Origin of the sequence: Streptomyces sp. NPDC047043 (assembly GCF_040644055.1) — a bacterium.
In the GTDB taxonomy this organism is placed as follows: Bacteria; Actinomycetota; Actinomycetes; order Streptomycetales; family Streptomycetaceae; genus Streptomyces.
Map to the genome: position 1 here is coordinate 218,430 of NZ_JBEYVO010000009.1, position 26,120 is coordinate 244,549.

At 71.3% G+C, this 26,120-nt stretch carries 22 protein-coding genes and 1 pseudogene; 10 read left to right on the top strand and 13 right to left on the bottom strand.

The window, feature by feature from the left end; all coding sequences use genetic code 11:
- The first annotated feature begins 52 nt into the window (after positions 1-52).
- Positions 53-721: a TetR/AcrR family transcriptional regulator C-terminal domain-containing protein gene (locus tag ABZ880_RS16405; protein ID WP_361262422.1), complete on the top strand. Its 669-nt coding sequence runs from the start codon at positions 53-55 to the stop codon at positions 719-721.
- Here the strand turns inward: ABZ880_RS16405 and ABZ880_RS16410 are convergent.
- A complete protein-coding gene (locus ABZ880_RS16410) occupies positions 687-1,559 on the bottom strand; it encodes a hypothetical protein (protein ID WP_361262424.1) in 873 nt (290 codons plus the stop codon). The genes ABZ880_RS16405 and ABZ880_RS16410 overlap by 35 nt on opposite strands.
- Positions 1,560-1,694: 135 nt before the next feature.
- Here ABZ880_RS16410 and ABZ880_RS16415 point away from each other — a divergent pair, with 135 nt between their 5' ends.
- From ABZ880_RS16415 to ABZ880_RS16430, 4 genes are all read left to right on the top strand, one after another.
- Positions 1,695-2,750, top strand: coding sequence for a MerR family transcriptional regulator (locus tag ABZ880_RS16415; protein WP_361262427.1), 1,056 nt, complete (start codon positions 1,695-1,697; stop codon positions 2,748-2,750).
- An 88-nt stretch (positions 2,751-2,838) separates the two neighbouring features.
- On the top strand, positions 2,839-4,296 hold the full coding sequence (locus tag ABZ880_RS16420; RefSeq protein WP_361262430.1) for an acyl-CoA synthetase: 1,458 nt from the start codon (positions 2,839-2,841) through the stop codon (positions 4,294-4,296).
- Complete coding sequence (locus tag ABZ880_RS16425; RefSeq protein ID WP_361262434.1) at positions 4,289-5,731, top strand: carboxyl transferase domain-containing protein; 1,443 nt, start codon at positions 4,289-4,291, stop codon at positions 5,729-5,731. The genes ABZ880_RS16420 and ABZ880_RS16425 overlap by 8 nt, the downstream gene beginning before the upstream one ends.
- Positions 5,732-6,009: 278 nt before the next feature.
- Entirely contained in the window at positions 6,010-7,047 is a 1,038-nt protein-coding gene (locus tag ABZ880_RS16430; RefSeq protein ID WP_361262436.1) for a rod shape-determining protein, read from the top strand.
- Between the two features lie 45 nt (positions 7,048-7,092).
- Here ABZ880_RS16430 and ABZ880_RS16435 read toward each other — a convergent pair whose 3' ends face one another.
- The 4 genes from ABZ880_RS16435 to ABZ880_RS16450 all read right to left on the bottom strand — a co-directional run bounded on the left by ABZ880_RS16435 (position 7,093) and on the right by ABZ880_RS16450 (position 11,720).
- Positions 7,093-8,421, bottom strand: coding sequence for a hypothetical protein (locus tag ABZ880_RS16435; RefSeq protein WP_361262437.1), 1,329 nt, complete (start codon positions 8,419-8,421; stop codon positions 7,093-7,095).
- Between the two features lie 130 nt (positions 8,422-8,551).
- Positions 8,552-9,778 carry a HAMP domain-containing sensor histidine kinase gene (locus ABZ880_RS16440; protein WP_361262440.1) on the bottom strand — a complete coding sequence of 409 codons (1,227 nt, stop codon included), beginning with the start codon at positions 9,776-9,778 and terminating at the stop codon, positions 8,552-8,554.
- On the bottom strand, positions 9,768-10,445 hold the full coding sequence (locus ABZ880_RS16445) for a response regulator transcription factor (RefSeq protein WP_361262442.1): 678 nt from the start codon (positions 10,443-10,445) through the stop codon (positions 9,768-9,770). Before ABZ880_RS16445 ends, ABZ880_RS16440 begins: the two co-directional genes overlap by 11 nt.
- A gap of 306 nt (positions 10,446-10,751) precedes the next feature.
- A complete protein-coding gene (locus ABZ880_RS16450) occupies positions 10,752-11,720 on the bottom strand; it encodes an anti-sigma factor RsbA family regulatory protein (protein ID WP_361262445.1) in 969 nt (322 codons plus the stop codon).
- A 264-nt stretch (positions 11,721-11,984) separates the two neighbouring features.
- Here ABZ880_RS16450 and ABZ880_RS16455 point away from each other — a divergent pair.
- A pseudogene (locus ABZ880_RS16455) lies at positions 11,985-12,656 on the top strand (ANTAR domain-containing protein); the annotation flags it as partial.
- 551 nt (positions 12,657-13,207) lie between these two features.
- On the opposite strand, the gene ABZ880_RS16460 reads toward ABZ880_RS16455, so the two are convergent.
- Complete coding sequence (locus tag ABZ880_RS16460) at positions 13,208-14,086, bottom strand: DUF6424 family protein (protein WP_361262447.1); 879 nt, start codon at positions 14,084-14,086, stop codon at positions 13,208-13,210.
- Between the two features lie 242 nt (positions 14,087-14,328).
- Here ABZ880_RS16460 and ABZ880_RS16465 point away from each other — a divergent pair, with 242 nt between their 5' ends.
- The 4 genes from ABZ880_RS16465 to ABZ880_RS16480 are packed head-to-tail and all read left to right on the top strand — an operon-like array spanning position 14,329 to position 18,066.
- Positions 14,329-14,943, top strand: coding sequence for a toxin (locus ABZ880_RS16465; protein WP_361262450.1), 615 nt, complete (start codon positions 14,329-14,331; stop codon positions 14,941-14,943).
- Positions 14,940-16,133, top strand: a complete 1,194-nt coding sequence (locus tag ABZ880_RS16470) for an MAB_1171c family putative transporter (RefSeq protein WP_361262451.1) — start codon at positions 14,940-14,942, stop codon at positions 16,131-16,133. Before ABZ880_RS16465 ends, ABZ880_RS16470 begins: the two co-directional genes overlap by 4 nt.
- Positions 16,126-17,526 (top strand): FAD-dependent monooxygenase, encoded by a 1,401-nt coding sequence (locus ABZ880_RS16475; protein WP_361262453.1) that lies wholly within the window; start codon positions 16,126-16,128, stop codon positions 17,524-17,526. The genes ABZ880_RS16470 and ABZ880_RS16475 overlap by 8 nt, the downstream gene beginning before the upstream one ends.
- A gap of 51 nt (positions 17,527-17,577) precedes the next feature.
- Positions 17,578-18,066: a hypothetical protein gene (locus ABZ880_RS16480; protein ID WP_361262456.1), complete on the top strand. Its 489-nt coding sequence runs from the start codon at positions 17,578-17,580 to the stop codon at positions 18,064-18,066.
- 20 nt (positions 18,067-18,086) lie between these two features.
- Here the strand turns inward: ABZ880_RS16480 and ABZ880_RS16485 are convergent, their stop codons facing one another.
- The 7 genes from ABZ880_RS16485 to ABZ880_RS16515 all read right to left on the bottom strand — a co-directional run bounded on the left by ABZ880_RS16485 (position 18,087) and on the right by ABZ880_RS16515 (position 25,653).
- Complete coding sequence (locus ABZ880_RS16485; RefSeq protein WP_361262459.1) at positions 18,087-19,310, bottom strand: HAMP domain-containing sensor histidine kinase; 1,224 nt, start codon at positions 19,308-19,310, stop codon at positions 18,087-18,089.
- 118 nt (positions 19,311-19,428) lie between these two features.
- Positions 19,429-19,875 carry a hypothetical protein gene (locus ABZ880_RS16490; RefSeq protein ID WP_361262462.1) on the bottom strand — a complete coding sequence of 149 codons (447 nt, stop codon included), beginning with the start codon at positions 19,873-19,875 and terminating at the stop codon, positions 19,429-19,431.
- 77 nt (positions 19,876-19,952) lie between these two features.
- Entirely contained in the window at positions 19,953-20,126 is a 174-nt protein-coding gene (locus ABZ880_RS16495; RefSeq protein WP_361262465.1) for a hypothetical protein, read from the bottom strand.
- Positions 20,127-20,984: 858 nt separating this feature from the next.
- Complete coding sequence (locus ABZ880_RS16500) at positions 20,985-22,775, bottom strand: tetratricopeptide repeat protein (protein ID WP_361262468.1); 1,791 nt, start codon at positions 22,773-22,775, stop codon at positions 20,985-20,987.
- 516 nt (positions 22,776-23,291) lie between these two features.
- Entirely contained in the window at positions 23,292-23,960 is a 669-nt protein-coding gene (locus ABZ880_RS16505) for a hypothetical protein (protein ID WP_361262470.1), read from the bottom strand.
- An 11-nt stretch (positions 23,961-23,971) separates the two neighbouring features.
- On the bottom strand, positions 23,972-24,733 hold the full coding sequence (locus tag ABZ880_RS16510) for a hypothetical protein (RefSeq protein WP_361262473.1): 762 nt from the start codon (positions 24,731-24,733) through the stop codon (positions 23,972-23,974).
- The gene (locus tag ABZ880_RS16515) at positions 24,730-25,653 is read right to left on the bottom strand and encodes a hypothetical protein (RefSeq protein WP_361262475.1); all 924 of its coding nucleotides are present in this window, start codon (positions 25,651-25,653) and stop codon (positions 24,730-24,732) included. Before ABZ880_RS16515 ends, ABZ880_RS16510 begins: the two co-directional genes overlap by 4 nt.
- Positions 25,654-26,120 lie beyond the last annotated feature (467 nt).

Here is a 26,120-nt window from a genome sequence, read left to right on the forward strand (position 1 = left end):
TGTCAAGCGCGGAGCGACGCATTCAGGACAGGGCACGACGGGAAGGGGCCCGGTGGCCATCGACAAGGACCACGCGGCACGCACCGCCCTGCGGCTGCTGGACGCCGACGGGCTGGAGAAGCTCACCGTGCGCCGGCTGGCCGGTGAACTCGGCGTCCAGGCCCCCGCGTTGTACTGGCACTTCGCCAACAAGCGCGCCCTGTTGGACCACATGACGGACGCGATGCTCGCGCCCGCGGCCGCGCGCCTGGGCCGCCCGCGCCCCGGCCAGGCCTGGTGGGAATGGCTGGGGGACACCCTCGAAGCCCTGCGCCGCGCCCTGCTCGCGCACCGCGACGGCGCCGCGGTGGCCTCCGGCGCCGACCTGCGCCGGGCCGTCGCGCTGGGCCTGCACGCCGAGCGCGTCACCGAGGTCCTGTACGAGTCGGGCTTCGCGCTGGCCGACGCCTCGCGCGCGGCCGGGGCGGTGCTGCACTTCACGGTCGGCCGGGTGGTCGAGGAGCAGTCGCGCGCCGACGCGGGCACCGAGCAGGCGATGATCGCCGACCCGGCGTTCCCGTTCCCGCTCCTGGCCCGCTCCCTGCGCGAGCGCCACGCGGCCGCCGCCACCCCCGACGACGACTTCGGCTACGCCCTCGCGATCGTCCTGGCGGGCCTGCGCACCCTGCACCCGGACGCGACCGCGACTACTGCCCCGCGGCCGCGAGAATCGCGTCCCTGACCACCGCGAGCGAGCCGGGGTGCAGACCGAGGAACAGATTCGGCTCGACGAGCTCCAGCTCCATCACCCACGGCTCGCCGTCCTCCCCGTCCACGAGGTCCACGCGCGCGTACAGCAGCTCCGGCGCGTCCGGCACGGCGGCCAACGCCCGCTCGGCGACGGCGAGTTCGGCCGGGGTCGGGGTCCACGGCCGCAGATCGGGGTGGGCCACCTTGTCGTCGTCGTACGCCGTCCCGGGCGCCAGCACCGCCCCCTTGCGGCTGGCGTGCAGGAACCGCCCGCCGAAGAACTGCAGCGCCCGCTCCCCGCTGACGTCGATGCCGGCCAGATACGGCTGCACCATCGCGGTCAGCCCCTCGCGGTGCATCCGCGCGAGATGCCGTACGGCCGTGTCGTGGTCCTCCGCCGTGTAGCGGGCGGCGTACCGCGCGCCGGCGCCCGAGGCCGGCTTGACGACGTACTCGTGATCGCCGGGCAGGTCGGAGGCGTCACCGGGCGCGAGATAGCGGGTCGGTACGACGGGCACCCCGGCCGCCGCCAGGTCCCCGAGGTACCGCTTGTCGGTGTTCCACCGCACGACTTCCGCCGGGTTGGCGAGCCGAGTGACGGCGGCGCACTTCTGCGCCCAGGCCACGAACTCCTCCGCCCGCCAGCTGTAGTCCCAGGTCGACCGGATGACGACGAGATCGAACCCGCCCCAGTCGGTGCCGTCGTCGTCCCAGGCCAGTGCGACGGCGTCGGCCCCGGCGTCCCGCAGCGCTCGCACCAGCACCGGAAGGTCACGGTCCCTGCTCGGCGCCGTACCGGGGTCATAGGTGGCGAGTGCGACGCGAGGCACGGCCGGGGCTCCGTTCTGCTGCGGGTGCGGACCACCGCAGGTTAACCAGACGGCACGCAACCGCTGCAACCCGATTGACCTTCCCCTTCGGGGAAGCCCCAGCATCGGTGGCGGAAACACGGGGAGGACTCCGAAGTGCACACGAACCTGCTGACGATCGGCGCCTTCGCCAAGGCGTCCCGGCTGTCGCCCAAGGCACTGCGCCTGTACGACGAGCTGGACCTGCTGCGCCCCGCCCGGGTCGACCCGGACACCGGCTACCGCTACTACGCGGTCGGGCAGCTGGAGCGGGCACGGCTGGTGGCGTGGCTGCGGCGGATCGGGATGCCGCTCGCCCGTATCCGCGAGGTGTGCGCCCTCGAACCGGCGGCCGCCGCGCGGGAGATCCGGGCGTACTGGGCGCGGGTCGAGGCGGAGACGGCGGTACGGCGGGATCTCGCCGCGTTCCTCGTGGATCACCTGTCGGAAGACCCGAGGAAGGACGACACCGTGCTGGAACTGCGTTACTTCGCCCACTCGGACCGCGGCCGGATCCGCCCCGCCAACCAGGACACGGCGTACGCGGGCACCCGGCTGCTGGCGGTGGCCGACGGCTTCGGCCCGGCGGGCGCACCGGCCAGCAGCGCCGCAGTGGCGGCCCTCCGCTTCCTGGACACCGAGGAGCTGCCCGCGGGCAACGTCCTGAACCTCCTGGAGGAGGCGGTACAGGGCGCGACGGAGGCCCTCCGCGACGCCACGGACGGCAGCGACGACAACGGCACGACCCTGACCGCCCTAGTGTGGACGGGCTCGCGCCTGGCCCTGGTGCACATCGGCGACTCCCGCGCCTACCTGCTGCGCGACGGGGAGCTGTTCCGCATCACCCACGACCACACGGTGGTCCAGTCGATGATCGACGAGGGCCGGCTGACCGAGGAGGAGGCCACGGCCCATCCGCAGCGCAGCCTCCTCCTCAAGGCCCTCGGCACCGGCACCCCGGACCTCCGCCTGCACGACGCCACCCCCGGCGACCGCTACCTCCTGTGCTCCGACGGCCTGTCGAGCGTCGTCCCCGAACCCCGCATCCGCGAACTGCTCGCCTCGGGCACGGGCCCCGACGAGACGGTCCGCACCCTGGTCGCCGAGGCGAACACGGCGGGCGGCCCGGACAACGTGAGCTGTGTGGTGGCGGACGTGGTGGAAAGCCGGTGACGAGGGTCGCCCCTGGTACGACGCCGGGATTCGACCGCGGTGGTGTAGGAACGGTGGTGTCGTTCCCCAGCCACAAGGAGTGCGCCGCGTGTCCCTTCTCTTCCCGGCCCTGGAAGGCCCGAGCGAGCAGCCGGCCCTGCAGTTCGGCGACCGCTCCCTGACGTACGCGGAACTCGGCGCCGTGGCGGGCGCGTTGGCGGAGCGGATCGCCGGCGCCGAACGGGTCGCCGTCTGGGCCACGCCCGCGCTGGAGACGGCGGTGGCCGTGGTGGCGGCGCTGCGGGCCGGGGTGGCCGCGGTGCCGCTCAACCCGAAGTCGGGCGAGAAGGAACTCGGCCACATCCTGTCCGACAGCACGCCGTCGCTGGTACTGGCGGCTCCGGGAGACGAACTCCCCCTTCCTCTACGGGACTTGGAACGCGTCGATGTCCCTGCAGCCCTGCCGGGCGGGGCAACACCCACCCCCGCCCCCTCCCCGTCCGTCGGTGACGAGGACCCCGCCCTGATCGTCTACACCTCCGGCACCACCGGCCCGCCCAAGGGCGCCGTCATCCCGCGCCGCGCGATCGCCTCCACGCTGGACGCGCTCGCGGACGCCTGGCAGTGGACCGGCGACGACGTACTGGTCCACGGGCTGCCGCTGTTCCATGTGCACGGACTGGTGCTGGGCATCCTCGGCCCGCTGCGGCGCGGCGGATCCGTCCGCCACCTGGGGCGGTTCGGCACCGAGGGCGTGGCGCGCGAGCTGAACGGCGGCGCGACCATGCTGTTCGGGGTGCCGACGATGTACCACCGGATCGCCCAGGCGCTCGCCGGGGAACCGGAGTTGGCGAAGGCGCTGGGCCGGGCGCGGCTGCTCGTCTCCGGCTCGGCGGCCCTCCCCGTGCACGACCACGAGCGGATCACGGCGGCGACCGGACGGCGGGTCATCGAGCGGTACGGCATGACGGAGACCCTCATGAACACGAGCGTGCGGGCGGACGGCGAGGCGCGGGCCGGGACGGTGGGCGTGCCGCTGCCGGGGGTCGAGCTCCGGCTGATGGAGGAGGACGGGTCGCCGATCACGTCGTACGACTCCGAAACCGTGGGCGAGATCCAGGTGCGCGGCCCGAACCTGTTCACCGGCTACCTCAACCGCCCCGACGCGACGGAGGCCGCCTTCACGGCCGACGGCTGGTTCCGCACCGGGGACATGGCGGTGCGCGACCCCGACGGGTACGTCCGGATCGTCGGCCGCAAGGCCACCGACCTGATCAAGAGCGGGGGTTACAAGATCGGGGCGGGCGAGATCGAGAACGCGCTGCTGGAACATCCGGGGGTACGGGAGGCGGCGGTGACCGGGGAGCCGGACGAGGACCTGGGCGAGCGGATCGTGGCATGGGTGGTTCCGGCGGACCCGCAATCACCGCCCACCGCCGAGGAGTTGGCCGACCACGTGGCCAACCGCCTCGCCCCGCACAAACGCCCCCGCGTCGTCCACCATCTCTCCGCCCTCCCCCGCAACGACATGGGAAAGATCATGAAGCGGGCCCTGAACCGTGACTGAACGCCTCTCCGCCCGCGAGATCCTGGCCCTGCTGACCGACCCCTCGACCTTCACCGAACTCCCCTCCCCCACAAGGGAGTCCGCACCCGACGGCCCGCTCGCCTGGCAGGGTTACGACGCCTCACGCGCCCGGGCCGCCCAGCGCACCGGCGAGCAGGAGTCCGTCGTGTGCGGCACGGCTCAGGTCGCGGGCACGCAAGCGGTGCTGATCGCCTTCGAGTTCGGCTTCCTCGGCGGCTCCCTCGGCGAACGCACCGGCGACCGGCTGGAGGCGGCATACACCTACGCGCGCACCCACCGCCTCCCGGTCGTCCCGCTGGTCGCCACCGGCGGCAGCCGTATGCAGGAAGGCATGCTCGCCCTGACCCAACTCCAGCGCGTGGCCCGCCAGTCGGCACTGACCCGCGAGGCCGGCCTCCCCCAGATCGCCGTCCTCCGCGACCCGACGACGGGCGGCGGCTGGGCCACCCTGGGCGCGGGCGCCGACGTGATCCTCGCGCTACCGGGGGTGCAGGTGGGCTTCGCGGGTTCACGGGTCCGCCCGGCGGACGCGGACCCGAGGGCGTACACGGCGGAGGCACAGGTGGCGGCGGGGTCGGCGGACGCGGTGGTGCCACCGCGTGAGTTGCGAGAGACGCTGGGCCGATGGCTACGGCTACTGACAGGCGAGACGGTTCGGTACGCACCCCATAGGAGCGCGGGGAACTGCGCGACCAGCCACAACGAAGCCGCAGACGCCAAACGCCCCAACGCGGCACCACCCTCAGCGGCCCCACTCCCGTTCGCTTTCGCCGCACAGGAGCCGCCCACCACCGGCTGGGCCGCAGTCCAACGCGCCCGCTCACCTCGACGCCCCCGAGCAAACGCCTACCTGGACGCCTACTTCACCCACCGCGTAGCCATCAGCGGCGACCGCTCGGGCGGCACCGACCCCGACGGCATCCTCTGCGGCTTCGGCGAGCACGCAGGACGCACCGTCGCGTTCGCCGCCCAGACCGGCACCCCCACCCGCCCCGCGGGCTACCGCACGGCCACCCGCCTGGTACGCCTCGCCGACCGCCTCGGCATCCCGGTACTGACCCTGGTCGACACCCCCGGCGCCGCCAACGACGCGGACGCGGAGCGCCAAGGCGCAGGAGCCGCGATCGCGGAACTCTTCGGCGCGCTGGCGGCCGCCCGCACCCCGGTCACCACCCTGGTCATCGGCGAGGGCGGCTCCGGCGGCGCCCTCGCACTGGCCGCGGCCGGCAACACCTGGGCCACACCGGACAGCTACTTCTCCGTCATCGCACCGGAGCTGGCCGCAGCCATCCTCAAGCGACCGCAGGACCAGGTCGAGGCGACGGCCGACCAGCTCCGCATCCGCCCCCAGGACTTGGTGGAGCTGGGAGTGATCCGAGGCATCGTCCGAGCCGCGGACCACCCCCGCCCCTGACTACCTCACTGTGGCGGGTCGGCGCAGTGGTGGGTTCCCGCCAGGCATCCGCACCGCATACACCCTCATACGGTATTTACTTGACATTCACTTCAGGCATAAGGGATGAAACCCACCATTCGGCGGCACCCCCACCCGGCCCCCTCCAAGCGGCGCCCGCCCCCTCGTCCCCGCACGATGCCAGAGAGGCCCGCCACCCGGCGGCCCAGGCCCCATGGAACGAACGAGGCCCGCCGCCCCACAGGCGGCCCCGCTTCTGCGCTCTCGGGAGGATCTGCATGACCGCAAGTCTGGAGCAGCTTCGCCGCTGCCATTTCGCCGTCGATCTGGGGGCGGCCCGGACCCGCGTCTATGTCAGGGGCGCCGGCCTCGTCGTCGACCAGCCGTCCGTGGCCGCCATGAACACCCGTACCGGCGCCCTGATCGCCGTGGGCGAGTTCGCGGAGAAGATGCAGGGCCGCACCCCCGACTACATCCGTGTCGTCCGCCCGATCTCCGGCGGCACCGTCGTCGACATCGAGATGGCCCAGCGCATGCTCCGGCAGCTGCTCGGCGACCGGATCCGCCGTTCCCTGCGCCGCAAGCCCTTCCTGCGGGCCGCGGCCTGCACCCCGCACGACTCCGACCCGCTGGCCACACGCGCGACCATCGAGACGCTCGTCGGGCTCGGTGCGCGGCGCGTGGAGCTCGTCGACACGCTGATCGCCGCCGCCGTGGGGTGCGGGCTGCCCGTCGAGCAGCCCGAGGCCACCATGGTCATGGTGTGCGGGGCCGCGGCCACCCAGGTGGCCGTCCTCTCCCTCGGCTCGATCGTCACCGCCGAGCGCATTCCCGTCGGCGGCGAGGCCGTCGACCATGCGATCGTCCAACACCTGCGCCACCAGCACGCGTTGATGCTCCCCAGTCAGTCCGTACGACCGCTGCACCTCGCCCTGTCCGGCAACGGGCTCACCATGCAGGGCCCCAAGTCGACGGAGATCCACGGGCGGGACGTCACCACCGGCCTCGCCCGTTCCGTGCAGGTCGACACCGCCGCCGTGCGCGACGCGATCGAGACCCCGCTGACCGCCGTGCTCGACGGCATCGGCAGGGTGCTCAGGGACTGCCCGCCCGACCTGGTCGCCGACCTGGCCGACCGCGGGATCATGATGGTCGGCGGCAGCGCGCTGCTCCCCGGCCTCGACCAGATGCTGATGCACGCCACCCACATGCCCGTGCACATCGCCGAACGGCCGGACGTGTGCGCCGTACAGGGCCTCGGCTACATGCTGGAGGGCAAGATCGAGCCGCTGGCACTCGACACGTCCGCCACCTGACCACCTGAAACACAGCCCCCTGACACACAGCCCGGCGGCCCGTCGTCATCCCTTCAATGCGGCGAGGTCCTGGGCCAGTTGGCGTGCCAGCCGTCCGGCCGCCGCCGTGTCCCTGCGGTCGGCCGCATCCCGGGCCTTCTTCAAGTCGGCGGTGATCACAGCCGACTTGGCGGTGTCGGTGCCCGTCAGCCGCTGCCGGACGAGTTCGAGGCCGGTGACGTCCCCGGCGACCGCTCCCTCGTCCCCGGCGCCCGCGTCGATCCCCAACTGCCGTGCCCACATGCCGAATCGCTCCCGGTCGACGGTCCTCACCGACTCGTACCGCAGCCGCAGATCCGTCGTGTTCTGCTCGACCCGCAGCGCCGCCGCACGGTCCCGCGGCGCCTTCTGCCAGGCGTCCAGGTCCCGCGTCATCTGCCGCTCCAGCAGCGCCGGTACGGCGTCGGAGGCACGGTAGGCGTCCCAGGCCCCGCGCACCGCGCGCACCATGGTCGACGTCGGGCCTGCGTGAGCCGTACGCACCGCCGCGGTGAGCGCGCCGAGCCCCGCCGGCACCGGCGCCCGCTTCGCGTCCGTCGGCACGGCGAGCGACACCGCCTCCAGGTCACCGCTCGCGGAGCCCGTGGAGAACTCCCCGTACCCGGGAGCGAAGACCTTGTCCTCGGTCGAGCCGTCCATGTGCAGCTCGTGCACGGTCATCGCGCCCTGGATCCTCCCGTACGGCCCCTCGATGCTCCGCCCGACGGCCCGGACCGTGACCTGCTCGAAGACGACGCCAGGGAGGTTCTCGGTGCGGTAGACGTCGCCCTTGCGCGGGTGCGCGGGCATGATCATCGCGCCGGGGGCCTTGTCGCGGCCCGCCTGCCAGGTGCCCTCGGTGTCGGCGACGACTCCGTTGTCGTAGTTGAAGACGTCCTCGCCGAGGTACCAGACCGAGCCGTCGTCGGCCTGGGCGTACCAGTCGTCGGCGACCTCGTGGATCCGTCCGCCGGAGAAGGCGACGTACTGCGAGATCGCCGCGTGGATCGTGCGGCCGCCCCAGGTGATGGTCTTGGTGCCGGGGAGGAGGGTGACCTCGGTGCGGAAGGGTTTGCCGGACTCCTGGCCGCCGTAGACGGTCTGGGCGACCTCGGAGGTGGGGTGCGTCGGGTTGGTGATCGGGGTCGGGTGGGTGAAGTGCGGTGCGGCGACGTCGACGCGGGCGCTGTCGGGGGCGAGCGGCAGACAGGCGGATCCGGTGCGGCCGGTGTCCTCGTCGACGACGTGGATGCACGGGCTCTTCTTCGCGTTCGTGTCGCTGTTCGCGTTCCCGGAACAGGCGCCGGCCAGCAGGACGGCGGCTCCCAGTGCGGGCAGCAGGGCCTTGTGTCGCATGACGGCCTCCTCGGCGTCCACGTCCTTCGACGTACTGCACCGAGCGTGCCTCGCGCCCGCTGAACAGACCCTGAACGCAGCTGACGGAGCGTTCAGCTCCGCTTGCCCCGCCGCCCCACGTCCCGCCCGCTCACTCCCCCGACGGCAAGGTCACCACGAACCGCGCCCCGTCCTCCACCAGCGCCCTCCCGCCGTGCGCCGCCGCCACCTCGGCGACGATCGCAAGGCCGAGCCCCGCGCCGCCCGCATCGCGCGAACGGGACTCGTCGAGCCGTACGAAGCGCTCGAAGACCCGGCGCCGGTCGGCCTCCGCAATCCCCGGGCCGTCGTCCTCGACGACCAGCCGCACCCGCCCGTCCCCCGTGTCCGCCAGCGCGAACGCCACGCGCGTGCGTGCGTACCGGGCGGCGTTCTCCCCGAGGTTGCGCACAAGCCGTCGCAGCGCGTCCTCGTCGCCCGTCACACGCGCCGCCCCCACACCCGTGCCGTCGATGCGCAGGCCGGGCGAGGCCGACCGCAGCCGCCGTACCTCCTCCAGGACCAGGTCGTCGAGGTCCACGGGACGGGGTGCGGTGACCCGGCCGCCCTCGTCGGCGCGGGCCAGCAGCAGCAGGTCGTCGACGAGGCGCTGCATCCGTACGGCCTCCTCGTGGACCGTGTCCGCCAGGGCCCGGGCGTCGGCGCGCTCGGGATGGGCGAGGGCGACCTCGGCGTGCTGGCGGACGGCGGCGACGGGCGAGCGCAGCTCGTGCGAGGCGTCGGAGACGAAGCGGCGCTGGGCCGCCTCGGCGCGGGCCACGCGCCGCAGGGCCCGGCCGACGGCGGCCCAGGTCGCGGCGGCCGCGAGCACGAGCAGCACGGGCAGGCCGATGAGCAGCAGCCGGGTGACCGTCCTGGCGGCCTCGGCGGCCCCGGCGGGCGTACGGCCGTCGAGGACGACCAGCTTGCGGTCGCCGTCCTCGGCACCGACCGCGACCACGAGGAAGCGGTCCTCGTCGAGGGGCGTCTTCACGGAGGCGCGCTCACCGGGCTTCAGCCTCGCCAGCGCCGGCAGCCCCTCCACATTGCTGCTGGACGCCACGACCTTGCCCGCCGAGTCCACGACCTGCAGAAACTCCTCGTCGGGGTCGGCCACGGTCGGTGCGGGCACCCCGCGTCCCGCCTCGATCACCCGGGCCACCTCCTGCGCCCGGGCCCGCGCCGCGTCCCGTACGTCGTTGCCGAGCTCGGTGCGCAGCCCGAGGACGAGGGCCGTGCCGCCCGCGACCAGCGCCACCGCGACGGCCAGCACGGCGATGAGCGTCGCCCGCACGCGCACGGCCCGCAGACGGCGCTGCCCGCGCCGCTCACCCGTCATCGGGCACCAGCCGATACCCGTGCCCCCGCACCGTCAGCAGCGACCGCCGGCCGAAGGGCCGGTCGACCTTGTTGCGCAGCCGTCGTACATACACCTCGACGATGTTCGGGTCGCCCTCGAAGTCGTCGCCCCACACATGGTCGAGGATGGTCCGCTTGGACAGCGCCTCGCCGGCCCGGCGCAGCAGGAACTCCAGCAGCGCCAGCTCCCGCGCGGTGACCTCGACGTCCCGTCCGGCCCGGGTGACGGTGCGGGTCGCGGGGTCGAGCCGCAGGTCACCGGCGGCGAGCACGGCGGGCCGCTCGCGGGCGTCGCGCCGCAGCAGCGCCCGCAGCCGGGCGAGGAGGACGCCGTAGGAGACCGGCTTGGTCAGGTAGTCGTCGGCGCCGGTGTCGAGGCCCTCGATCTCGTCCCACTCGCCCTCCTTGGCGGTGAGCATGAGGATCGGCGTCCAGTCGCCCTCGCCGCGCAGCGCCCGGCACACCCGGTAGCCGTTGAGCTTCGGCAGCATGATGTCGAGGACGATCGCGTCGTAGACGTTCTCGCGGGCCAGCCACAGCCCGTCCACGCCGTCGGGCGCCACGTCGACGGCGAAGCCCTCGGCCTCGAGCCCGTCCCGGAGCCCGGCCGCGAACCGCTCCTCGTCCTCGACGACCAGCACCCGCATGCCCTCACGCTACGACGGTCGCCGCGGCCAGGGCCTGTCTTTCGGATCAGGTCGGCCCCGGGCAACGCTGCTTCTTGGCTGCCCCGAGCGGGGTCCTGGGGGTGCCCCCGCGCGAGGTTGTTCGAGCGTGGCAGAGCGTGCAGCCGCAAGGCGGAGGACGGCGTCGACGCGATGGGGGTCCCCCCGCTCGAGCGAAGCCGAGGGTGGGGGGGAGTCGGCGACCGACGACAACGCCGCTGGGGGTCCCCCCTCCGGGGGAGCGCGTGCCAGACCCCGCGACGCCGAGCTGATCCGAAAGACAGGCCCTCAGCCCCGCGGTCGGCGGGCGAACCAGCAGCGGACCGTCGTGCCCTCGGGCCCGGTGTGCACGCGGACGAGGTCGGCGACCAGGTTGACCACGAGCAGGCCGCGGCCACCGCGCTGGTCGCGGGAGGCGGGCCGGCGGCCGGCCAGCGGGTCGGTGAGGCGGCCCTTGTCGCGCACCTCGCACAGCACGTGCCCGTTCTCGGCCCACACCCGCAGGGCGCCCGAACCGCCGCCGTGCACCACGCTGTTGGTGGTCAGCTCGGCGGTGACCAGCGCCAGGTCCTCGGCGCGGGCGGGCGCGAGACCGAGCCGTACGGCCTCGTCGGTGGCCAGGTGCCGGGTCACGGCGAGGGAGCCGACGTCGAAGCGGAAGGCCACCGCGTCCGGCACGGGCGGCAGCGGTTCGTTGTAGCGGGCGACGACGTCGGAGGGGGCGTAGGTGCCGCTGAGCCGCTCCCGCCCGGAGCCGCCCTGGACGACGGTGGGGTGGGTGGCGTGGGCGTCGGCGATGACCTGCGGGTCGAGGCGTTCGAGGTCGTACGGACACAGGATGGTCGCCGTACGCCCCTGGAAGGCCGCGTTGATCAGCGCCTCGTGCTGGACGCAGGCCGGGTACTCGGTGGGGCTGCGGCCGGCCCAGATCGGCTCGCCGACGATGCGCACACGGGTGCCGCGCGGCTGGGCGTCGGCGAAGGCGCGCAGCACGCCGGGGATGATCCGGCCGGGGTTGCGCCCGGCCTCCCGCATGTCCAGGAACCGCACGGCACCGGCGGCGCCGCCGAGCGCGTCCCGGATCAGCCGGAGGTTCTCCGCGGGCACGGCCACCGCGGCGGGTTCGCCGGCCTCGATGCCCTCGCGGACGAAGGGGACGATGCCCGCGAGGTACTCCTCCTCGTCGGCGTAGAACAGCGCGGGGTGGACGAAGGGGTCCTCGGCGAAGGGCGTGAAGGGGTCGGTCGCGGCGCTCATCCTCCTGCCCTCCTCCGGTCGGTTCTTCCCTCTCGTCCGGCTTCCCCCACCGGTTTCCTCTTCTCCCAGGACGTGTGCCCCCGTACCCCCGACAAGAACCGGTCATTCCCCCGGTCCACGTGTACTCCGCGAGGCTCAGGGCAGGCGCATGGTCAGCACCGCCGGGTCCCCGCGGAGCACGACCCACGGCTCTCCGCGCCGGACCCGACGGCACCAGGTGACTCAACGTCGTGACGACTGTCGGGGAGCAGTGAGGCGCAGGCCATGACCTCAGTGACATACACACCTCTCGTGGGGCGGCTGAACGCCCTGACGATCGACAGCCGGGTGGACGCCGAACGAGCGGTCCTCATCCCTCGCGGAGAGCTGGTCCACGGCTGTGCGGAGACGCTGGCCAGGACACTGGCCGAACTGCCGGACGGTACCGGCCGGATCGACCTGGACATGGGCCGGGTCGTCTTCATGGACACGGCGGGACTGCAGTTCCTGGACCTTCTCGACAGCTACGGCCACCGGCACCGCGTCCCGGTGCGGACCACGCACTGGAACGGCCAGCCGCGCCGCATCCTGGAGCTCGCCGGCCTGGACACCACCGACCCGCTGCACCACAGGGCCCACCCCTCCGACCCGGAGCCGGGCCCGCGCGCCGTCTCCGCGGTCGCAATGGAGCGCGCGGAGCAGTTGGGCGTACTGCGCGAGGAGGTCGAGCAGTTGCGTCGGGCGATCGTTTCCCGCCCGGTCATCGACCAGGCGCGCGGTGTGCTGATGGCCACCCACTCCTGCACCTCGGACGAGGCGTTCGACATCCTGCGGGAGGCCTCGCAGCGCTCCAACATCAAGCTGCACACCGTCGCCGCCGCGGTCACGGCCGGCGCCGAGACCGACGGCCCGGCCCCGCCCGAGGAACTGCGCCGGGCACTGCGTACGGCGATCACACACTGCCTGGACTGAGAGCGGCGCGCGGGATCAGTACGGCAGGATCCGTCCCGACGGTGTCCTGCGGTCGATGGTGGTGTCGCGGGGGGCCGACGGCCGGCGGGTGACGCGGACGCGGATCTGGCGGTTCATGACGCCCTCCTCGGGTCTCGGACCTGCTCCGGCTGACGTGAACCAGCCCGGTCCGCGCGCCCTTTCGGCACATCGTGCCCACGGAGGCACTTGTCATGCCTCCGCAGCATGAGCCGGTGCATGAGCCGCTACTCCCCGGGGAGGACACCGACCCCGAGACCCCCTGATGCGAGTGCGCGACGTGGCCGAATCCGCCTGGGGCCTGTCCGGCTCAGGTCGGCTACAGCGAACGGCGCGTCTTGGCCGCCCCGAGCGTGGTCATGGGGGTGCCCCCGCGCGAGGTCGTTCGAGCGTGGCAGAGCGTGCAGCCGCAAGGCGGAGGAGGGCGTCGACGCGATGGGGGTCCCCCCGCTCGAGCGAAGCCGAGAGTGGGGGAGTCGGCGACTGACGACAACGCCGCTGGGGGTCCCCCCACGCCTTTAAGTGCCGTTCTGCCGGGTGCGGCCGCGCGCGGTGCGGGACCGCGGGCGGCCGGAGGCGGTGCGCGCCCCGGGCGGTATCTGCTGCTGGAACGCCTCCAGTGCCATGGGGCTGTCCGGCGGCAGGACGGCCATCAGCCGCCGCCGCTGCGCCTTGGCCAGGACGTTTCCGGCCGGTGTGCCGTGCCGGGCGTGCACGATGCGCAGGTGTCCGTCGCCGGAGCCCCGGGCGCTCACGGGTGCGACTGCGGCGTGGGTGCCGTCGGGCAGGGTCACCCACAGGTTGAAGTCGTCGTACCGGATGTAGTCCGCGCCCTTGATGGGCCAGGGGTAGTGGTGCTCGCCGGCCGCGGTGGGCAGGATCCCCTGGTGGTGCCCGCGGGTCAGCGGCACGCATGCGTTGAACAGCGAGTCGGTCCAGGCCGCGACGCCGTCGGCGTCCGTGATCGGGGTGTCCAGCAGCTTGCGGGCCCGCTTGTAGCCGAGGGCCTCCAGGGCGGGGAGGGTGTCGGGGAAGGCGGCGACGAGGTCGGCGGCCTCCTGCCGGAGCCGCTCTATCTTCGCGGGGTCGGCGCAGAACTGCATGCTCCATTCGATGCCGACCCGGGCCCGGAACATCCGCCAGCCGCTGCCCGTCCGCACCCAGAGGCTGCCTCCGTGGTGCATCTCGTACGGACCGGGCCCGTACGGCCGCTCGTCCTTCGCCAGCTCGTCGAGGATCTTGTGCGCGACCTCTTTCGCGGCGCGGAAGTGCGCGGACTCGGAGCGTTCCGAATGCTTGACGAGCTGGATCGCCCAGGGGTGGTCCTCGCGTTCGACCTGGCCGAACGGGAGGGCGGGAGCTGTCTTCTTCGCTGTCGCAGAACCGGCGCGGGCCATGGCCGCCTCCTTGCCTCGACCGCGGCCCCGGACACCCGGCGCGTCACGGGCGCCGCTGTTCCCATCGTCCTCCCACGTCCCATTTCTCGCTCTGTGTGGCACCCGCCCCTCGCGTTGCACAGAGCCTGGCCGTCGGGCGATCACTTTTGGCCATAAACCGCCGCCAGGACCCGCCCCGGAACCCCTAAGCTGCCAGGCGTGGAGCCCCGCATACCGAACAGCCGGATCTCGTACGGCCGCTGATGGACCGTAACGGAGTCAAGGCGATGAAGTCCCTGCTCACCGCGCTGGGCCGGGAGGCGTCGAAGTCGATCCGGCGGCCGGCGGAGCCGAGGGCCGTGATGGACGGGTTCTGCCGGGCGATGAGCGTGCGCACCGGCCGGCCGATCCAGCTGGTGTTCCGGGCGTTCCCGCCGGACATCCCGGTCTCCGGCCTGCGCCTGGACTGTGGGGACCACTCCATCATCGTGGTCGAGGAGGGCACCGTCCCGGAGGCCCAACTGGTCATCCTGGGCCATGAGTTGTGGCACGAGGAGCACGGCTCCTGCGACGGCCACACCCCCGGCCCGGCGGCCGCCCGCGCCCTCGCCCCCGGCCAGACGCCCGAGTCGCTGCAGCGTGTCGCGCGGCAGATCCTCGCCGGGACGCAGGTCCCCCGCGAGGCCTGGCTGACGGCGGCGGCCCGCTCGGTCTCGGCCGACGACCACGAGGTGGACGCGGAGACCTTCGGCCTGCTCTTCGGCCGCGAGGTGCGGACGTGGATGACGGGCCGGTACGCGCGCGGTCCGGTCACGCCGGCCACCGTGGAGGGCCGTATCAACCTGTCGCTGAGCAACCGCGGCGGACGCCTCCTGTGACGGCCCTTCACTTCCACATCCCCTATGCCGTGCCCACCGTGCTGCTGGCGACGGCGCTCGTCGTGAAGCTCCCGACGTTCGCCCGCGCCTGGCGCGACCCCGACGTACGGGCGACGACCCTGCTGCTGACCTTTGCCACGGCCGTCCTCGTCGTCATCACCCCGGTCAACATCCGGCGGCTCAACGAGCTGACGGGCGTGCCCAACATCGCCTCCCCGTGGGCCTATTCGTTCCTCACGGCCTTCTGCGCCACCGGCCTGACGATGATCATCCGCTGGCGGGAGGAACCGTCCGAGCGCCGCCGCCGCAGGATGCGCCGCATCTACTGGGTCTACGCCGGCGTCGTCGTCGCCCTGTGGGGGACGTTCCTGCTGGCCCACGCACCCGAGCCGCGGATCTACGACCTGGACACCTACTACGCCTCGACGCCGTGGATGCGGGAGCACATCCTGCTCTACATCACCGCGCACATGGTGTCCTCGCTGGTCGCCGCCTCCATGCTGTGGAGGTGGTTCCCCGAAGTCACCGACCGCTGGCTGAAGTCGGGCGTCGTCCTGCTGCAGCTCGGCTTCGCCTCGGGCCTGCTCTTCGACGCGGCGAAGCTCACGGCGATCGCCGCCCGCTGGTCGGGCACCGACTGGGACGCCCTGAGCACCCGCATGGCCCCGCCGTTCGCGCTGATGGAGGCCGCCCTGGTGGCGCTCGGCTTCCTGGTGCCGCAGGTGGGACCGTCCCTGCACAAGTGGGTCCGGGACGGCCGCGAGCACCGTCGGCTGCGGCCGCTGTGGCGGGCGGTCCGCGTCCTCGGGGCCTCGGCGGCACCCGCCCGCCTGGGCCGCTGGGCCCCGCTGGACCTGCGTCTGATGCAGCGCCGCCAGCACATCCACGACGCACTGCGCCTGCTCAACCCGTACTTCGACCCCGCCCTGTACCAGCAGGCGTACGAGGCCGCGCTGCCGGAGCTCGGCGAGGCGGAGGCGGGTGGCGTGGCCGGCGCGGTCGCGGTGCGCGCCGCGCTCGACGCGCACCGCGCGGGAGCCCCACAGGCAGACGGTGCCGGTGCCGCTCGGACCGGCACGCACGTGAGCGCCGACATCGAGTCCGTCTCCCGGGCGCTGAAGCGCCCCCGCACCATCCACACCCTCCGCCGGCGGGTGGCCCGTACAGAAAGCCCGATCGCACATGCCTGACCGACCCACCGCCCGCCGGGCCCGCGCCGTCGTCATCGGCGGCAGCGTCACCGGCCTGCTCGCCGCGGCCGCGCTCACCGAGTTCGCCGACGTCACGGTCGTCGAACGCGACACGCTCCCGGAGGGGCCCGAGCCCCGCCGCGGCGTCCCGCAGGCCCGGCACGCGCACCTCGTGTGGAGCGGCGGTGTGCAGGCCTTCGACGAGCTGCTGCCCGGCCTGGTCGGGGAGATCGTCGCGAGCGGCGCCCGACTGGCCCACATCATGGGCGACATGGTCTCCCGGGCCCCCAACGAGATCTGGTTCCGCCGCTTCACGGCCACCCACCACCGCAACCTGGTCTGCTCCCGCGACCTGCTCGACGCCGTGATACGCACCCGCGTCCTCGCCGACGACCGCATCACACTCCGTCAGAACACCACCGCCGTCGGGCTGTCGGGCGACTCCGCGCGCGTGACCGGCGTCCGCGTCCGCACCGACGACGAACTCACCCTCACCGCAGACCTCGTGGTGGACGCCTCCGGCCGCGGCTCCCACGCCCCCGGCTGGCTGACGGAGCTCGGTCTGCCGCAGGTCACCGAGCGCGAGGTGAACGCCGGCGTCGCCTACGCCACCCGCCTGTACCGGGCCCCGGGCGCCAGCGCCGACATCGACTTCCCGATCGTCAACGTCCAGGCGAACCCCGCGAACCCCCCCGGCCGCGGCGGCATAATCCTGCCCGTCGAGGACGGCCGCTGGATCGTCACCCTCGCCGGCACCCGCGGCGGCGAACCCACCTCCGACCCCGCCGCCTTCGCGGACTTCGCCCTCAGCCTCGGCGACCCGGTCATCGGCGAACTGATCAAGGACGCCGAGCCGCTCGGCGACGTCGCCACCACCCGCTCCACCGCCAACCGCCGCCGCTACTACGAGAAACTCCCGCACTGGCCCGACGGCTTCACCGTCCTCGGCGACGCGGTCGCCGGCTACAACCCGGTCTACGGCCACGGCCTCACCGTCGCCGCCCAGTCCGCCCTCGCCCTGCGCACCGTCCTGCGCACCGCCGCCCTCACCGCGCCGGGCACCGCCCGCCGCCTCCAGCGCGCCGCCGCCCGCCCGGTCGCCGCCGCCTGGGACCTGGCGGTGGGCCAGGACGCCTTCTACCCCGGCGCCACGGACACTCCGCCCACCGCGCTGGAACGTTTTCTCGCCCGCTTCGTCGACCGCGCGGTCGCCACCGGAGCCCGCAACCCGCGCGCCCTCGGCGCCCTCCTGGACGTCATGAGCCTGGAAAGACCCGCGACCCGCCTCTTCTCACCGGACATGCTGATCCCCATGCTCTTCGGCCCGAGAAGACCCCACCTGCAGGCCCCGCCCCTGACCGAAACGGAACGCAAAACAGCCACCGACGGCTGACCGCCCCTCCACCGAGGGCCCGCGTCCGGCGGCGAGGCGCACACTGGAGCCATGCGTATACGCACCCCTCCGGGCACCGTCCGGTGGCACCGTGCCGTACGGATCCTCGTGCGTCTGCAACGCGCCCCGGCCCCTGCCCGCCCCTCGCGCCCGGCCCAGGTGCGCGCGCTGGTCGCCGTACTGGACGAGGCGGTGGCCGCGCAGACCCCGGCCGACGCGGCGGTGGCGGCCTGCGGCGAACCGGGTCCCGTCTCCAGCGGGACGGCACGCTCGTGCGGGCAACAGAGCATCACCCTGCACCGCCTGCGCACCCGTCTGCAGGACCTCGAGCTCACCGACCCGGACCTGCTGCAGGCCCGGGCCCACGCGGCCCGGCTCCTCGCCTTCGACCTCTGGATGCTGCGCGAGTCCCTGAACCTGGCCTTCACCCTGCGTCCCGACCCCCGCACCGAGGCCGTCCGCCTGCGCCTCAACGGCCTGGGCCGCCACGCCGACGACCTGCGCCACCTGCGCGACGGACTCCGCGCGGAGGCGGGCTGAGCACCGAAGGCGCCCGCGGCTTACGTGCCCGTACCTTGGTCGGCGGCCTTGTCCGCCGGCAGCGACAACGTGACCTCGGCCCCGCCTTCCGGATGGTTGCGGAAGTCGAGGCGGGCGCCCAGCAGCCGGGCCTGACCGGTCGCGATGGTCAGCCCCAGGCCGGTGCCGCCGGTCTTGGAGCCCTTGCTGAAGCGCTGCGGACCGGAGGTGTTCAGGACCGCGAGCAGCTCCGGCGGATAGCCGGAACCATGATCACGGACGCGCACGACCGCCCCGTCGACCTCGACCAGCACGGGCGGCGCACCGTGCCGGAGCGCGTTGGCGGCCAGGTTCACCAGGATGCGCTCGACGCGCCGCGGGTCCGTCGTCACGACCGTGTCCGCCACGACGCGCACCTCCACCCCCTCGAGCGGACCGCCCGCCCGCCGGGCCATCGCGCCGACCTCACGCGGTTCCGTCTCCACTGCCGCGACCTGCGCGTCCAGCCGGGCGACCTCCAGCACGTCCTCGACCAGCCCGCGCAGCTTGTCCACGCTCTCCTTCACCAGCTCCGAGGCCCGGCCGGGCGGCAGCAGCCCGACCGCGGTCGTCATCCCGGCCACCGGGGTGCGCAGTTCGTGCGCGATGTCGGCGGTCACCCGCCGCTCGGCCTCCAGCCGGGCGCCGAGCGCGTCCGCCATGGTGTCGACGGAGGCGGCGAGCCGGGCGATCTCGTCCCGGCCGCCGGGACGGACCCGGGCGTCGAGGTCACCGTCGGCGATGCGCTCCGCCGTGCGCGCCGCGACCGTGGCCCGACGGCCCATCCGTACGCCCAGGAAGAGCCCCGCCAGCGACACCACGACGGTGGCCGCCGCGCCCGTGAGCAGCAGCGTCCGGTCGAGCGCGGACAGCGAACGCTCCTCGGGGGCGTACGAACGGCGCACCGCGAGCACCTTCCCGCCCGAGATCCGGGTCGCCGCCCACAGCCTCCGATGCGCGCCCCCGCTCTGCAGATAGGTCACGCGGACGTTCCCGCGCACCGCCCGTGCCACCGGAGCGGGCAGATCCGGCGGGTCGACCCAGCCCGGCGAGCGGCGGCCGGCCGCCAGGTCATCGGCGGCGCCGAGCAGTTGCCGGTCCAGGTCGGAGCGGGCGGTGGCGAGCTGGTCGGCGGCGGTGCTCCGGTGCACCAGCACCCCGATCGCACCCGCGACGCACACGGCCGCGACGGCGACGGCGAGCGCGACCTTCGTCCCCACGTTCACGGCGGGCACCCTCATGCGCGCGGCCGCCGGACGCAGGCGCCCAGAGGATCGTGCATACGTTTCCTCTCCGACCTCGCCAACCTCGGCGACCTTCCCGACGGCCGCTCTCGCATCGTCGTCACGAGTCCGGCACATCCAGGGTCCCCATCTTGTCGATGCCGGTCGCCCAGCCCGGCGCGGGGGGATCGACGGGCTTGATCGCCACCTCGCTGTAGTACGACACGGAGCCGCGCCGCACCCGATCACTGAAGGTCACCTCGACCCGGTAGCTGCCGGGTTCGTCACCGGAGCAGGCAGCCTGACAGGGCACCTCGCCGGTGCCCCGCGCCCGCGTCGAGCCCCAGCCCCGCCACTTCATCCCCTCCAGCAGGACGAGCTCGGCCAGGGAGATCGTCTCGGGGTGCTGCCAGGCCCGCCCGTAGGAGTCCGCCACATACACGGGCCCCGACCAGGGAATCGACGTCGCCGCGGGCCCCTCGACCCGGACACCGCCCTGCACCCCACCGCACCCGCTCAGACACACGACGAGGACGGCGCACAGCACGAAGGCCCGAGGAAGCCGCATTCCCGCTCCTTCAGCCGACCGTCGCGTGTCACCGGAACGATCACCACCCTACCGAGAGGCCGGCCGTCCCAACTGCCCTAGGGCAACGCGGTCGACGTCTTCGGCACGTTCGCGGGGGAACTGCCCGGTGCCGGGGCGGTCGCTTCGCCGGAGTCCGCCTGGATGACGAGGACGACCGCTATGACGGCCGCGGTCACGGCTGTCAGCGTGGCCAGCCACCACATGTTGATCGCTTTCGCGTGCGCGGCCATGGACCCTCCTTCGGCGCGAGCGTACGCGTGTTCAGCCCGCGGAGGCTCCCCCTTCACAGCAATCCGACAAGCATCACACCGCCCCGCCGCCCGACCGCGGCCGCCGAACTGCCCTTGCTCCGCAGCGATTTCGATCCCGATGCCGACAGCCCGGTCCCGGATCCCCCGCGGCCGCCCGGCGGTTCCACCGCCCCACGCCGGCCAAGCCCGCAGGTGGAAACGGTTCTTCTCGCGTAGCGAGTGGTGGGGCGGGTGGGACTCGAACCCACGGCCGACGGATTATGAGTCCTTATCGGATCTTCCGATCCGTCCCTGCTCTTGCCTCGATCTTCCTATAACTGCAGGTCAGAGCCACTCCGCCGTTCTGGCTTTGCGCGGGCCTTCCTGATCCTTCCGGGTCCTTCCGTCCACTGCGTGTCCACTGGCGATCCCCCGAGAACCCTCCTGTTGGAGTGGCTGGGGGTGCCTGGCTGAATCAACGCAGGTTGAGCGACCAGGCAGTTGAGGTTTCGAACTCTCACGCAGCGGAGTGCCTTACCGATGAAAAAGGGCTCCGCCCTCTTCGCCCGAGGGTGGAGCCTCACGGCTTCCTCGCAGGTCAACCGGTGGTCACAGCGTATCCGCCTTGCTTCCAGCGACCGGAACTCCAGCCTTGCTTCGTGATCTCGCGTCCGAGGGCGACGGCTGCCGCCTCGCACTCCTGCGCCCCAGTGCGCTGCTCAGCGGAGCTGCGTATGGGTCGACACCACCAACGCAGTCGTCGTCGGGAGCGGCCAGCCCTTCCTGTTGACGAAAGCCGTGGTCTGAGTGCGTGCCAGTGGGCCTCCGCAGCGCGCTGGGCTGCGGTGTGCCGTCTAATCAAGGTGGTGGGGTGTCCGGGCCTACCGCGTCGTCGACTTCGTGCGCCCGCAGATACACCTGCTCGGCCTCGGGGTCGCCACGTTCATGGAGAACGTCAGCCAGGTCTCGCAGCGCCGCGTAGAGCTCGTACGAGGGGTCGCCATGGTGTTCCTCGCAGTACCGTACAACCTCCCGGAACCGGGACTCGGCCTCCTGCAGTCGCCCGGCGCGGGCCAGGGCATGGCCGGTGTTGGCGGTGATCTGCCGCCAGCCATGCTCGCCAGGGCGTTTCAAGGCGGAGGCCTCCTGCAGCAGGTCGGCGGCACGCTGGTCGGCGTCGGGCGGCCGGGCCGGATTGTCCTCCCGCAGTAGGTGAGCCGCGTAATCGTTGAGCACCTCCACCAACGTTTGGACCACAGCCGAGTCGGAGCTGCGGGACTCCAGGCCACGCATGATGGACAGTGCCTCGCGGTGAGCGGCCTCAGCTTCCTCGTAGCGTTTCCAGGACTCCAGCATGCTGCCCAGGATGTTCAAGCTGCCCGCGTATTCCTCGTGGTCGGTGCCGACGCTGGCGCGAGTGACCTCAAGCGATTGCCGCATCACGGCGACTGCCTGGCCGAGCTGGCGGTCAGCACGCAGGGCCATTGCTTGGTTGCCCAAATAGATGGCGTACTCAATGGGATCGGGCCTGCCGGCCCGATCGGCCAAGGCGAGCGCCCGCTGAGAGGTCTCGATGGCCGTCGATGCGTCGGACTCTGCCTCTCTCCGGTACACGGAGGCCCGGTCCAGTAGGTACGCGGCATCCTCCAGTCGCACGCCGAGAACGTCCGCGTGCCCGATCGCTGCCTCCAGATGGGCCAGTCCCTCCTGCCACACAGCCCAGGAACCGTGGAAGTGCGTGTCGGGTGGCAGCGCCGCACGTAGAAAACGCAGTGCGAAGGCCACTGCAGACCGCGCGGACCTGTCGTCGAGCGTGCGACGCACGGCGTCTTGGACGGCTTCTGCGCAGGTCACGCCGTCCACGTCAGCGACCACTAGGCCCCGTACGGCAAGGTCATCGACCGTCTGCCCTACGGCGGCGGGGTCGCGTACTACCCGGCGCAGCGGTGAGGGCAGACCCTCCCAACCGGTAACCAGGAGGACCAACGGTAGGGGGCGCGGCGCCAGGAAGCCGAGCACCGTCAGCAGCTGGCGCTCCTCAGACGGGCGGCTGGACAGGCGGTCCCACTCGTAGGCGAAAGCCGGCTCGGCGAGCGGGGTCTGGCTGGCGACCGGGATCCGCACGGCGTTCATGACCTCGTAGTAGAGGCGCTCGATGCCTGGCCAGGCCCGCTTCAGCTCACGATTGCCTCGCAGCCACATCGTCCCGCGCACCCGCATCGCGGCAGCGGTCTTACCACGGTCGGAGCGCCGCGATCCGCTGTCCCGGACGGGGAACATCCGTGGGAAACATGCCACCAGCTCGCCGGGCGACCGTCCCCTTGAGAGTGCGCTTTCCCACAGGACGACTACCTTGTCAGCCGATTCACCCTCAGGCTCGGTGGCCAGTGCAGGCAGGCCCTCGCGCAGTCGACCCACCGCGGACAGCACGCGCTCAGTGATCCACTTCCCGCGGGCGACCGCCTCGGCAGCAGGCCCGGCGCCGGCGAACGCTGAGTGCGCGGCGACGTCACGCAGTGCCCGGCGCTCTTGTGCCGCATCACCTTCGGCGCGTGCTCGCATGACCTCCCGCACCATCAACAGGGCGTCGAGAAACCCACCTTCTAGGAACCACACGTCCTGGCTGAAGGGCCGAATCTCTCCGGACACTGTCGCACCCCTGCCGACTCAGCACCGCGCATCCTGCCAGGATGCTCTGCCATCAAGGGTTTCATAAAAGAGCCACTATTTTCATAGGCGCCCCAAACGCGACGCTGAGGGCATGGATGACATATGGGAGCGTCCGCCAGGCCCGTCGGGGGGCCAGATGCCCAGCGGAGGCGAGATACGGGGCGAGACGGAGAACGAACGCGCAGCAACCCAAGGATGGGGCGCCACGTTGCGCATCGCGACCCTTGTGCTGGCCCGCGGCCTGGCGGTGCGTCTCGCAATGCAGCGCCGTGGTTATGCAGGCCGGTGGGCAGTCGGCGGGATGGCCGCTGCGGCCGCGCTGGGCCGGGCACGTGGCTGGTGGTAAGCCAGGCGTGGCAGGCAGCAGAACCAGTGTCCTACTCCGGCGCCGACTGGGCGCCTTCCGCAAACGGGTCGTCAGAACCACACGTCGACGATTCCCCTGCCACACATAATCTCGGCCGCGCGCCATGCGCCCCCCGTCAAAGATCCGACCTAGATCAGCCCTAGCCTGTGCCTCAATTGGTCGACTTCTGAGGCACTCATGCCTGAAGACTGCAGTACGCCATCGATCAACCGAGCGACTTCGTCCTGCATTTGCCACGGATACTGCAGCAGCCCACGCAGCAACGCCATAGCGGACGGACTGGTTATCTGAAGCAGGGAGGATGCTATCTCTAGAGTCGTTTCCAGTTGTTCAGTCGGGCTGGCGCCGACGTCGCCACCCGTTGCTTGCCCTTCGGAAACGAGACTGAGAAGAAGGTTCCTTGGCCAGCTCGGCGGAAGCTCATTTAGATGCACGAATTGACCCTCCTGGATGTCGCTATAGGCGCGCACCACCGCTGGATGAGCCAACACTGAGTCAAGTATGATGAGGCGAATCAAGGAGTCATCAGCATCCGCATAGAGGGCGGTTAGGAACTCGTCCCGAGGTAGTGCTGTCCGAGTGGCCAGCCATTTCAGGTACCAAAGCCAGGACTGCATCGAAAGTAGATCTGTGTCACTCGCGGATAGGTCGTCTGCTGCAAGCTGGCCGATCAGACCTTCGTCGCGTTGAGTGAGCTCGATGAATCGCGAAGCGTATGTCTGGTTGATTTCGTCTCCGTGCACAGGGTTCGTCATATAATCGATGAAGTTGGCACTTAGTCCGAGGATCCCCTTCATTTCAAGAATCCTTACGCGTGGAGATGTACGAGGGTATTTCCAGCGTAAGCCTTACGAATCTTCGCTGCGGCAACCGGATTCGCCTCCCGTGGGGTCAGTGGGCCGATCAGCGCATTTCGGCGAAGATCGTAGTGGACTGGTTCGAATTCCTCTTCCGTGAGCACCGTGACGCGCGCGTCTGTGAAGGAACCGCTGGCACCGACATGCACCAACTCATGGCTTGAATCCCAGTCCGAGACGGCCATCCATACATCACCATGGCGCGTATACCAGCGGTTGCGCTGGTCGGGCTTAAACAACACGCAATCGATCCGGAAGGCTGCCCTGAAGAGGTTTCGCATGAACTGATTGGCCAGTTGCGAGTGGCACGTAAGCAACAACTGTCGGCTACGAGGCTGAAGTGCGGTCCACCTCATATACAACTCCTCCAGAAGTGGCTGAGTGGCATCGTAGACCAGCCATTTCGTTGGATCGAACCGGGCCACCACGCCAACCCGCCCAAAGATGGCTGATGAGATCGGGAAGGCAAGCGGAGTGACATAGGTGGCGTCACCCCAAGTGAACCCAGGAGTATTGGATATATAAAGGTGCCCACTTCCAGCACTATAGCTACTGGCAAGCCGAGCCGAGGTGTACTTGATGACAAGTGGGGTACTTCGGTATTCGTCCATGCTTTCGTCGACCAATTGCGCCAAGCGAGTCTCAGAGCACTTCATGACATGCTTGCGGATCTCACCCTGAAGGCGTTGCGGTATGAAGAGTTGCTCCCTCATATCCGACTCCGTGCATGAAGTTCCGACTGCGCATCCCACACATTCTGCTGTGAACCACCTGCAACGAAACGCAGCGGCGTCGGTCTGACTGGCTCACCCCCCGGTGCCCTGAGTGAGGCATTGAGGCACCACGCAGGAAGGGCTACTGGGACGATGTCACCGACGTCAACCCTCACAGAACGGGAATGAGTAGCGGCCAGAGTCTGTGCCCCAGTAAGCCCTGTCTGTTCGAGAACAAGCCCCTCACCGATCACAATTTCGGGATCACTCAGCCCGGTCAGTTCCAGCAAGGCCACGTACCCCATGGCACCCTCTGTGGCCCGAAGTGCGGCCAATTCACTCGCCCAGACATCGGCTGGGGTGCGAAAGGTGGCCAGGTGGCCAAGAGCCGCCTGCCCGTTGGTGCCGACGGCCGAAACCTGAACCCTGCCATCTCGTCGATGTGCGGCGAGTGAATCATCCGGATACTCACAGACCAGGCCAAGGGCAGCAGGGTTTCTCAGTACGAGGTCGTCCGAGTAGTGATGCGCACCTGAGAGGGTAAGCAAAGCGATCGCGCCACCGACATTGGGGTCGGCGAGGTCGCCGAACCAGGCGCGGGTGTCCTGTCTAACTTCACTCAAGCTCACGCGCATCGCAGAGGGTGTGGCGCTGAATAGAGCCTGCTGGTAAGCGGCTGCCGTGCCCTCCAGTTCGCGGACCGCTGCTGCTGCCTGTCTACCCTCCGGGTGCTCCCGGCTGGGCCGCAGGACAGCAACATGCCGCTCTTCGTCAACTTGTTCCCGGCTCCATTGATTCCGCGTCACGCCGATGACAAGATCGATGAGGTCGAGGTCGGCGACAAGCGCGCCCCACCACTCAGTGGCAAGCCATCGAAGATGCGCCGGCGGGAGCTCAGGCAGGAAGGCAGCACTTCGCACCCGTCCACTGGCAAGTGCCTCGTGTAGGAAGCGCCCTACGTCTTCAGGCTGGCCATAGGACGTCCGCAATACATGGCCCCCAGGCCCTTGCACCGACTGTCCGAGGCGGAGGCCCTCCTGTTCGGAGGGGGATGGCTCACCGACGAAAAGGAGGAGGAAGACAGGCTTCACGGCATGCCTCTGGGATAGGAGTCGCTCCGCAGACTTCAGCCGGATCGGCTTCGTCCGCACGTCACACAAGCCCTACAAACCACCATAGACTGGCATCGCATTAGCGCCACTTGGCTCCGGATGACGACGGTTTCGCAGGGTGAGCGTCGCTCGACCCTCGGCAGCAGTCGCTTGATGTCGCCACAGTCCCATCGTCGACATCCCACCGCTTCGGCCGCGCCCCCGGGCTGAAGGCCCCCCCCAGAGCGGCCTGTCGCCCCTCCAGTACTGGCAACTATGGCCGAGCGCCGCGACGG